The 9,224-nt window shown below is 55.1% G+C and carries 9 protein-coding genes; 6 read left to right on the top strand and 3 right to left on the bottom strand.

The genetic code is table 11. From position 1 onward, the window contains the following. Positions 1 to 194 precede the first annotated feature (194 nt). The 6 genes from lpxD to RMSM_RS31985 all read left to right on the top strand — a co-directional run bounded on the left by lpxD (position 195) and on the right by RMSM_RS31985 (position 5,844). The gene (lpxD, locus tag RMSM_RS32010) at positions 195 to 1,295 is read left to right on the top strand and encodes a UDP-3-O-(3-hydroxymyristoyl)glucosamine N-acyltransferase (protein WP_008707433.1); all 1,101 of its coding nucleotides are present in this window, start codon (positions 195 to 197) and stop codon (positions 1,293 to 1,295) included. A gap of 2 nt (positions 1,296 to 1,297) precedes the next feature. Beyond that, positions 1,298 to 2,215, top strand: coding sequence for an LpxI family protein (locus RMSM_RS32005; RefSeq protein WP_008707430.1), 918 nt, complete (start codon positions 1,298 to 1,300; stop codon positions 2,213 to 2,215). Positions 2,216 to 2,302: 87 nt separating this feature from the next. Further along, positions 2,303 to 3,322 carry a 4-(cytidine 5'-diphospho)-2-C-methyl-D-erythritol kinase gene (locus RMSM_RS32000; RefSeq protein WP_008707428.1) on the top strand — a complete coding sequence of 340 codons (1,020 nt, stop codon included), beginning with the start codon at positions 2,303 to 2,305 and terminating at the stop codon, positions 3,320 to 3,322. Positions 3,323 to 3,416: 94 nt separating this feature from the next. After that, complete coding sequence (locus RMSM_RS31995; RefSeq protein WP_040770644.1) at positions 3,417 to 4,022, top strand: SpoVG family protein; 606 nt, start codon at positions 3,417 to 3,419, stop codon at positions 4,020 to 4,022. Between the two features lie 122 nt (positions 4,023 to 4,144). Then, entirely contained in the window at positions 4,145 to 4,471 is a 327-nt protein-coding gene (locus RMSM_RS31990; protein ID WP_040770643.1) for a hypothetical protein, read from the top strand. After that, positions 4,468 to 5,844, top strand: coding sequence for a methyltransferase RsmF C-terminal domain-like protein (locus RMSM_RS31985; protein WP_008707424.1), 1,377 nt, complete (start codon positions 4,468 to 4,470; stop codon positions 5,842 to 5,844). The genes RMSM_RS31990 and RMSM_RS31985 overlap by 4 nt, the downstream gene beginning before the upstream one ends. Here RMSM_RS31985 and RMSM_RS31980 read toward each other — a convergent pair. The 3 genes from RMSM_RS31980 to RMSM_RS31970 all read right to left on the bottom strand — a co-directional run bounded on the left by RMSM_RS31980 (position 5,841) and on the right by RMSM_RS31970 (position 9,090). Further along, positions 5,841 to 6,986: an SGNH/GDSL hydrolase family protein gene (locus RMSM_RS31980; RefSeq protein WP_008707423.1), complete on the bottom strand. Its 1,146-nt coding sequence runs from the start codon at positions 6,984 to 6,986 to the stop codon at positions 5,841 to 5,843. The genes RMSM_RS31985 and RMSM_RS31980 overlap by 4 nt on opposite strands. A 130-nt stretch (positions 6,987 to 7,116) precedes the next feature. Next, positions 7,117 to 8,478 carry a sigma-54-dependent transcriptional regulator gene (locus tag RMSM_RS31975; protein WP_040770642.1) on the bottom strand — a complete coding sequence of 454 codons (1,362 nt, stop codon included), beginning with the start codon at positions 8,476 to 8,478 and terminating at the stop codon, positions 7,117 to 7,119. 159 nt (positions 8,479 to 8,637) lie between these two features. Next, entirely contained in the window at positions 8,638 to 9,090 is a 453-nt protein-coding gene (locus RMSM_RS31970) for a hypothetical protein (protein WP_008707421.1), read from the bottom strand. Between the last annotated feature and the right edge of the window lie 134 nt (positions 9,091 to 9,224).

Here is a 9,224-nt window from a genome sequence, read left to right as displayed (position 1 = left end):
GGCAGATGAAGATTCGATGAATCTGCTGCGTTTACGCTCGCAAATCGATCTTGATCTAAACTCTTTGACGCGGATATAAAACGAGCAGGAGAAGCGGCACAATTAGGTGTCGACGTGTCGAGCGGTCCCAAGGAGGGTGACGCAGGCATCGCTTTTCCAATACAGCTCCTAACATCGAGGCAAGGATGCGCTCCATGAAAAAACGACTCAGCAGCTTGGCCATTTTGGCCGAAGGAAAGCTCATCAACGGTGATGGCGATACCGTATGCCATGGTGCGTTTCCGTTGGGCGAAGAAAAGAGCGGCCACGTCACGATGATCGACGATCCGCGTCGTGCAGCCGACCTGGACGATTCCGAAGCAACCGCCGTCGTCTGTTCTGAGCCGCTGAACAATGTTTCAATGGCCCAAATCGTGGTCAGCGATCCACGCGAAGCATTCACAAAAATTGTGGCCTGTTTCCGACCGCCCGTCTCACTCGAAATGCCGGGTTGGGGGATCGATCCGTCTGCAACGCTGGCCGATTCGGCACGAGTCCATCCCTCCGCGATTCTTGGCGCCGGAGTAACGGTCGGCCAACGAACTCGAATCATGCCAGGCGTCGTCGTAATGCCAAACACCCAAATTGGTGACGACTGTGTCATTCACAGCAACGTTACCCTTTACGAAAACACTCAAATCAGCGACCGCGTGACGATTCATGCAGGTAGCATCATCGGCGCCAATGGGTTTGGCTATCGACAGGAAGCTGGCCGTCACATTCCCACTGCACAATTGGGCTATGTCAAAATTGACTCGGATGTCGAAATCGGCGCTTCGGTGACGATCGATCGAGGCACCTATGGCACCACCCACATCGGCGAAGGGACCAAGATCGACAACCAAGTCATGGTCGCCCACAATTGCAAAATTGGTCGTCACAATTTGATTTGCAGCCAAGTCGGCATCGCGGGCAGCTGCACCACGGGTGACTACGTCATTTTAGCGGGCCAAGTGGGGCTGAAAGATCACATCACGCTGGGCGATCAAACGATCGTGGGTGCCCAAGCCGGCGTGATGGAGGATTGCGAGGGCAACCAAGTCTATCTCGGTTCTCCGGCGACCCCTCAACGGGAACAAATGCAAATCATGGCAGTCGAGCGAAAACTGCCCGAGATGCGACGCGAGATCAAGAACTTGCGTCGCGACATCGACCGCATGATCAAGCAAAGCGAGGAAGCGAGTACAGCGTCCATGTCCGACGCAAAGTCGCCCGAGTCGATTTCGATCCGATGCCACAAAAAACGTGCCGCGTAGCAATGACGAACCCTGCATCGAATTCGCCAGTGGGAATTATCGCAGGATGGGGCAGCTTTCCCATCGAGGTCGCTCAGGCCATTGTTCGCGAAGGCCGTGATGTGTGCTGCATCGCCATCAAGGGGCACGCCAGTCGTGAGTTAGAGTCGCTATGCAGTGACGTCCACTGGCTTGGCGTGGGCAAGGTCGGTGGACACATCCGCTACTTCCGACGTCATGGCGTGAAACAAGTCACGATGGCGGGCAAGCTGTTCAAATCGGACATCCTATTTCAGGGTTCGGTATGGCTAAAACACTTGCCCGACCTGCACGCGATCCGAACGTTTGGTCCTCTGTTGTTTGGCCGCAAACGCGATGCACGTGACGATCGCCTGCTATTGGCCGTCACAAATACCTACACGCGTAGCGGGATGGAAATCTGTGCCGCTACCGACTTTGCACCGGAGCTACTTGTGAAACACGGAACTCTCGTCGGCAAACCTCTAACGAACCGTGCTCAGCGCGACGTCCAAATGGGCTGGCTCGTGGCAAGACAAATGGGTGGCATGGATATCGGACAATCGATTACCATCAAAGACGGTACGGTGATTGCCGTGGAAGCTATCGAAGGTACCGATGCTTGCATCGAGCGGACAGGCCAACTTTGCCGCCGCGGCGGTTGGACGTTAGTCAAAGTCAGCAAACCAAACCAAGACATGCGGTTCGATGTGCCCACGATTGGTCCACAAACCGTTCAACGTGTCGCCGCAGCCGGCGGAAACGTGATTGCCATCGAAGCAGGAAAAACGATCGTCGTGGACCAAGCCCAAACCGTGGCCGACGCTCGTCGACACGGAATCACGATCGTTGCGATGAAGCAAAGTGACGTTGCATCGATCGAAAACGAAACCTCTTTGACCAACGCATCGCACGTCGCCTGAGCGGCCAACAAGGCCCGTGGCGACGTCGACCGCTGTTGCTTCCTCAATCGATGAATTCACTGAGAACGTTCTGTGCAAGCTCTCCCCATGTCATCGATCGCGGTCACCCATCCGCCCGCCAAACTGAACCTCTTTCTCGAGCTGATGGGCAAGCGTGATGATGGTTATCACGACATCGACACCGTCATGGTTGCGATCGATTGGCGTGACCAGCTCCGCATCCAACAAAGTGAGTCCCCCGGTGTTCAACTGACCGTCCAATGGATGCCGTCACTGGAAATTATCGCCAGCGAACTTGGCGTCGATCCTGATTCCGATTACGGACGTTCGCTGCTGTGCATTCCTGATGATTCACGAAATCTTGTCCATCGGGCGCTGACGCGATTCACAGAGCACTTCAAATTGACGACAGGGTTCACGTGCCATCTAGCAAAAAGCATTCCTGCGGGCGCGGGAATGGGCGGGGCCAGCAGCGATGCGGCTTCGGCGCTACTCTGTGCCGCCACCCTTAGCGGCATCCCTCATGACCACCCCGATCTTGGTGTGTTAGCGGCCGAATTGGGTAGTGATGTGCCGTTTTTCCTCGGCAATTCAAACGCGACATGGACTGCAGCGAGGGCCCAGGGACGTGGTGAACGCCTTACCCCTGTTGCGTTGTCCACCCGGCTTAACACGGTCGTTTTATTCCCAGCTCAAAGTCTATCCACCGCAAAAATTTATTCGGAATCATCAATTTCCGCCTCGCCCCAGCCCGCCGACGCATTCATCGAAGCGTTACAGACGGGTGAATTGACGTCCATCGCTTCGCATATGTGTAATCGACTTCAGGAGCCCGCATCAAAAATCGCACCGCAAATTGAGGAAATGCTAAAATCGATGTGGCATCATGGGCTTCGGGGGTGTCAATTAACAGGCAGCGGATCCGCATGCTTCGGTCTTGCTGAGTCCGCAATCCGAGCATCCCGATTGGCATCACAATTGCGAAGCCAATATAGTGCAGTACAACAACGGGGCGACGGGTCACATGCCGATCGACAAACATCACCGACCGCGAGGGTTGTCGCCGCGAGTTCGGTGCTAGTCCCTGCCGGCATCCAAGTTGAGTAAATTCAAAGTCCAGAGTTGCTGATCATGTTTAGACGCACTGTAGGCTCCGGACAATCCGCATTCCAATGCCATCGCGGTTAGGGAGGGTCACTCAGTGCAGATCTCAGAGATACGCATCAAGCTAATGGAAGGGTCCGAGGATCGTTTACGAGCATTTTGCTCGATCACGATCGATGGTTGTTTTGTAGTTCGCGACTTAAAAATCATCGATGGCGCGAATGGTCCTTTTGTGGCAATGCCAAGTCGAAAGTTAACAGGGCATTGTCAACGCTGCAGTTACAAAAACCATCTCCGTGCAACGTACTGCAACCATTGCGGTGTCAAATTGCAAGTCGATGCCGATACCGATTCACCACAAAAGCTGTATGCCGATGTTGCTCATCCCATTAACAGCGATTGTCGCGAATTGATTCAAAACGCGGTAATCGAAGAATTTGACGCCGAACTTAACCGGTCGCGAGAGCCCGGTTACCGTTCGCGTTACGATGACGACTTTGGCTACGAGGACGCAGGACCGACATCCTCGCCCGCTCGCGAGAAAAGCGAAAGCCGACAACCCGCATCCTCGGGCCAGGATGCGTTGATCGACGAACCCGATTCGGACAGCGGCAGCCCCAAACGACCGCACTTTATGGATACACCGAACCGAGAAAAAGCGGGCTCCCAAGAAGACGATGACTTCGGGGCCGGCATTTTCTAGGACGTCGTCCCCCCCTCTTCGTCGCGATGAAAGATCCGCGGTGATGGAAGGTCGTTCATCGCGGTTGATTGACGATCAGGGTTTCGGCAGAGTACAGTAGGCGTGCTGCGGGCAACGCGCCCATGACTCGATCCACCGCTCTTTCGCCTCAAATGCTTCCATCGTCACGACGCCGCCGCCTTCCACAAATCAGCCTTGCTGTGATGATGCTGATGATGGTGATCTTTGCCGTCATTTTCGCTGGCGGGTTGTATGCGATTCGGGTCCCTGCGGTTCAAGCCGATCTCGAAGTTTTGCTAGGCAACAATTTTGTCGCGGGCCCAGATGACGGATCGGGGCATCTCGCCCACATCGTGTTCATCATGTTCACATTGACATCGCCGCTTTTGCTTGCCGGAGCGTTGTCGATGGGATTGTCCGCTTGGCGATGGTTTGAACGTCAAACATGAGTGTGACTTCGACTCCGCAAAGCGAGTCATTCGATGACGGTTCGTTTCACGCGTTGGTTCGCGAAGCACTTGGCCAGATCGAACTTGCGGCGACCGAACTTGATGCATTTGTCGCTTCGTTATCAAGTCGTCACCGGAACGTCATTCGGCTACGTCGCGAGGTTCCTCCTGAATCGCTACCGTTTCCGGTCGTCTCCGTGCCGTGGTACCCGCTGGGTTACCGCTGCGAGTCCACGCAATCGCGTCCATCGAAAGAACTCGCGTTTGCCGCTGGGGACTATTACGTGCAAGATGCGGGATCGCTGCTGGCACTCGCCGCGTTACAAGCCCATCAAACCGATGCACTCAAGAATCAAATCGTATGTGACCTCTGTGCCGCGCCAGGTGGAAAGGCCACAGCGATCCTCGAAGCACTTGAAAACCCCGGATTTCTGCTGGCAAACGAACCGATTCGCTCGCGTGTCCCTGCGTTGCTACATAATTTGTCTCGCACGGGTTCGAATCGGTTTGCGATTTCGCAATTGGATCCCGATGATCTGGCCAAGAAGTTGACAGGTTGTTTCGATGTCGTCGTCGTCGATGCTCCATGCAGTGGCCAAGCGTTGTTATCGCGCAAACGACAATCGATTTCGGCGCTCTCGCCCCATCAAATCGAACACAGCGCATCACGACAGCAACGTATTCTGTCCGCCGCAACCCGCTTGCTGCGTCCCGGTGGAAAACTGGTCTACAGCACTTGCACCTTCGCCGCTGCGGAAAATGAAGCTCAGATCGATGGCTTGATGGATTCGCACGACTTCACACCGGAGACGATTCCGTCACTGCAACCCTATGCATCCCCCATCACGTCGGGCTGCTATCGGCTGTGGCCGCATCGCCATGATTGTGCGGGCAGCTTCGCCGCGTCGCTGATTCATGGGGAAGCATCGTGGTCGGCCAAGACGTTTCGCAACAACAAGCCCGCCAAGAACACGGTCGAACTCGATCAATGGTTCGCTGAATCAACACATGAGCATCGATACTTTGGTAACGATTCGTCACTGTACGCAATTCCAAGCGATGCACCTGTCTGGGTGGAGCGGGTTGCCAAACAGGGGCCCGAGATTGCCCATCGCACCGGCAAGGTTTGGAAACCCGCGCATGCCGCTGCGCTGCAGCGGGGGACATCGCTTCGCAGCCTGCAAACGATGGATGTCGATCACGACGTAGCCGCACAATACCTTAGCGGCGTCCCGATTCCATGTCCGAATCGCGGCTGGACCGTGGTTCAATATCACGGACGCCCGCTGGGCTGGGTCAAAGGCGATCGCGGTTTGGGCAAAAATCATCTCCCCACGGCATCGCGATTCACACAACTGGCTTCGCCCCGCTAATCTTGCGTTTGAATGGCTTGACGCAAAATCGGCTCGAACACATCGGCTTGTCGCATAAACCCAAGATCGCTGGCGTGCGAACCATCGGTCGCTCCGTCGGAATCGTCCCCGTACAGATGATCGCCGTCGATATAATGCAATCCGCTGACGCCGTCGGCCACCAGCCGTTGGTAGGCCGCTTTCAGTGCTGCATGATTCTCGCTGTGATGCTGCTGACGAGCCGGCAAGATCCAATCGTTGGTATTGCGGCGATCTTCGACCAGCACGATCGGCGTGTTTGGACGCGATTGACGAATCTGTTTGACTAGCGGAATGCACTTTTCTGCCACTGCATCGGGGCCCATGTTGGGCAAACAATCAATCACGAACGCAGACGCATCCACCTGTACCAGATAGTCACCCACTGCTTTATCCATTCGCCCGTTGCCCGAGAAGCCGAGATTAACGACGGGCATGTCAAAGCGTCGGCCTAAAATCGCGGTATGCACCATCCCCGGCCGACTGGCACAGGCACCGTGGGTGATACTGGTACCGTAAAACACGATCGGATTTTCTCGTGGCTTTAGCCCTGCAAAATGACTGCCTTGCTCTACTCCGATCTTCATAAAATCGACGCCGTTATAGAGGGGCAAATAGGCAGCATATTCGCGTTGTCCCTCGGCCAACCCACGCACGATCTCCACTTTCACTTCTTGCGACGACGGCTTGGCGACCTGAACCCATCTCCAATCACCGTGCCGGTCACGCGCATACAAATCGACCCCACTGACTCCGGTCGCGGGCATATGCGGCATTGCCAACCCCGCATCTTTCAATTTGTAATGGACGTGGATGGCGGTGGCGTCGGTGGTGAACCGCACCATCATTCCGGCGCTATCACGACTTAGATTCCAAACATTTTTAGTTACCGATCCCTGGGCGGATGAGGGCAAGCGGTCAAACCATCGCTGCCGTTCTTGTTCGGGCAGAATACGGCCTTCGGCACCCCACTGCGTCACGTCGTACCAATCGATTCCTCCGACGGATTCTTTGCTGACCGCCATTTCGGGATCCAACGTGTCAATCGACACGTCTTGAGCCAACAACAACGAAGCCTGCAAAACCATCCAAGCGGCGACAACACGCGGAAACAGAGTAACCATTAATTCATCTCAACGCGTCAGAGGGAAGGAAGGGATGCCGGATTGCTGACGCACAAACCGGCAAGAGGCAATCAAAGGGTAGGCTGCGAATGTGTGCAAAGCGGCGAAACACAACGGCGACCGCCTCGCGTTAGTGCAAATTATAGCGGCTCATCTTGTAGTGCAGTGTTCGCACGCTGATCCCGAGCGCTTTGGCAGTTTTATCGCGATGCAGATCATAGGCATTCAGTGCGATGGCGATCGTTTCACGTTCGCAGGCTTCGACCGCTTCGGCTAAGGGCACGATCGCTTTGTTTGCCGGGCTTGGAGTACGGGTCAATTCCGCAGGCAATTCGTCATGATGAATGACTTCGCCGCTGTGGGTCACCACAATCCGTTCCATCATGTTCCGCAGTTGCCGTACGTTACCGGGCCAATTAGAGGAAACGAGCGTTTGCATCGCGGCAGGCGAGAGCTGTTTCGCGTCGCGCGAATGTCGCTTACAAAACTGTTCTAAAAAATGCTCGACCAGCAACGGAATATCTTCACGACGTGCTCGTAGCGGCGGGACTTCGATAGGAATCACGTTCAACCGGTAAAACAAGTCCTCGCGAAACACGCCTTCTTCGATCAACTCTTGCACCGAACGGTTGGTTGCCGAGACAATCCGGACGTCGGCGTCAATCCGTTCCTCGCCCCCGACGCGGGTGAACACGCGTGATTCGAGCACTCGCAGCAAATCAACTTGGCTTTTCGCCGACATTTCTGTCACTTCGTCTAGAAACAACGTCCCGCCAGCAGCTTGTTCAAAGCATCCCGGTTTTTGTCGCGAGGCGCCACTAAACGAGCCTTTTTCGTGACCAAACAGCTCACTTTCGAGCAGATTCTCGGGCATCGCGCCGAGATTCACGGCGATGAACGGACCGCTGCTTCGTTCACTAAGGTCATGCAGGGCGCGGGCGATTAATTCCTTTCCCGTTCCACTTTCTCCCTGAACCAAAACGGTCGCTTCGGTAGCGGCCACCTGACGAATCTGCTGAAACACCGCGTGCATCGCGGCGCCATTGCCAATGATATCCGAGACCTTCCCCGCCCCTGCCAACTGCGTTCTCAATTGCCGATTCTCGACTCGCAACTGATAGTACTCTCGCGCCTTGCGAACTTGTTGACGAATCAAATTCAAGTCGAGCGGTTTTAAGACAAAATCAAACGCGCCCGCTCGCATCGCTTCGACAGCCGTTTCGACGGTCCCGTGCGCGGTGATTACGATCACTGCGGTGGTCGGACGCAGATATCGAATCTTCTCTAACAGTTCGATCCCCGTCATGCTGCTATTCAAACGCACGTCGGCAATCACCAATTGGAACGCCCCTTTGGCGAATTGGTCCAGCGCGTCATCCGCATCGCCCGCAGTCTTAACAAGGTCGGCTTCGCCCGCGAGCCCCTTTGCCAATCCCGAGCGAATATTCGGCTCGTCATCCACAATCAGTACGGCGAATGGTTCAGAACTCATTCAAGAAACTTTCATGAAAAGAAAACCGCGTTTCCACATCGACGTTGATGCGGCGATCAAACGTCGGATCGTGTCGCGACCAAGAAAGGGGATGCCACATGCACCAGCTTTATGATGGGGCGGGCTTCATGATGGAGTGGGCTTTGCAAATCCGATAGCTTAGTTGCTGGCCCGCCGCACCCCGACCACGGCGTAACCGGGATAGCGTGCCGTCACCATCCGCATCGCGATTGCACTATTTTGGGCGGTCACCATGACGCTAGTGCGGCGACCATAAACACCGGGACGTGGTTTCAGTAAAACTTCCCAGATCGAAGTCAATCCCGTCGCCGCAGCAAGCATATCAAGCTTCATCCGCTCAATTTGATAGTCCTGCTGTCGTTCACGCTGGTACTGCATCGCCGAGGTTTGGACCATCAAACTTTCACGTTCACGAGCTGCTTCGTCCTCGGTTTGGCTGAGCCAATGTTCCCAGCCAGGCTGCAGGACGGCGAGTTCCTTTTTGTCAAACAAAAAGAACGGAACGCTAATTTGGTCGCCACTTTCGAGTGCCAGCAGGACGCCTTCGAGTGGATAAGTCTTTGGGTCCGCTGTCAGCGTTTTTTTGCCCATGCAGAAAGCTGCGACTTATCTTCGATCGTCTCTCCCTCGAGATGCGAAATGATTTTCAGGACGATCGTTTGATGCAGCGGATCGATTCGGGAAAACGGCTGGCCGTTGATCATCACGTTTCCCAACTTTCGCTG

Origin of the sequence: Rhodopirellula maiorica SM1, assembly GCF_000346295.1 — a bacterium.
GTDB classification, from domain to species: domain Bacteria; phylum Planctomycetota; class Planctomycetia; order Pirellulales; family Pirellulaceae; genus Novipirellula; species Novipirellula maiorica.
The sequence above is the reverse complement of the archived record's forward strand: the minus strand, read 5'-3'. Positions and strand labels throughout refer to the sequence as shown.

Bases quoted from the DNA above. Each gene is read 5' to 3' on its own strand.
- lpxD (WP_008707433.1), top strand. From the start codon at position 195: ATGAAAAAACGACTCAGCAGCTTGGCCATTTTGGCCGAAGGAAAGCTC.
- RMSM_RS32005 (WP_008707430.1), top strand. From the start codon at position 1,298: ATGACGAACCCTGCATCGAATTCGCCAGTGGGAATTATCGCAGGATGG.
- RMSM_RS32000 (WP_008707428.1), top strand. From the start codon at position 2,303: ATGTCATCGATCGCGGTCACCCATCCGCCCGCCAAACTGAACCTCTTT.
- RMSM_RS31990 (WP_040770643.1), top strand. From the start codon at position 4,145: ATGACTCGATCCACCGCTCTTTCGCCTCAAATGCTTCCATCGTCACGA.
- RMSM_RS31985 (WP_008707424.1), top strand. From the start codon at position 4,468: ATGAGTGTGACTTCGACTCCGCAAAGCGAGTCATTCGATGACGGTTCG.
- RMSM_RS31980 (WP_008707423.1), bottom strand. From the start codon at position 6,986: ATGGTTACTCTGTTTCCGCGTGTTGTCGCCGCTTGGATGGTTTTGCAG.
- RMSM_RS31975 (WP_040770642.1), bottom strand. From the start codon at position 8,478: ATGAGTTCTGAACCATTCGCCGTACTGATTGTGGATGACGAGCCGAAT.
- RMSM_RS31970 (WP_008707421.1), bottom strand. From the start codon at position 9,090: ATGGGCAAAAAAACGCTGACAGCGGACCCAAAGACTTATCCACTCGAA.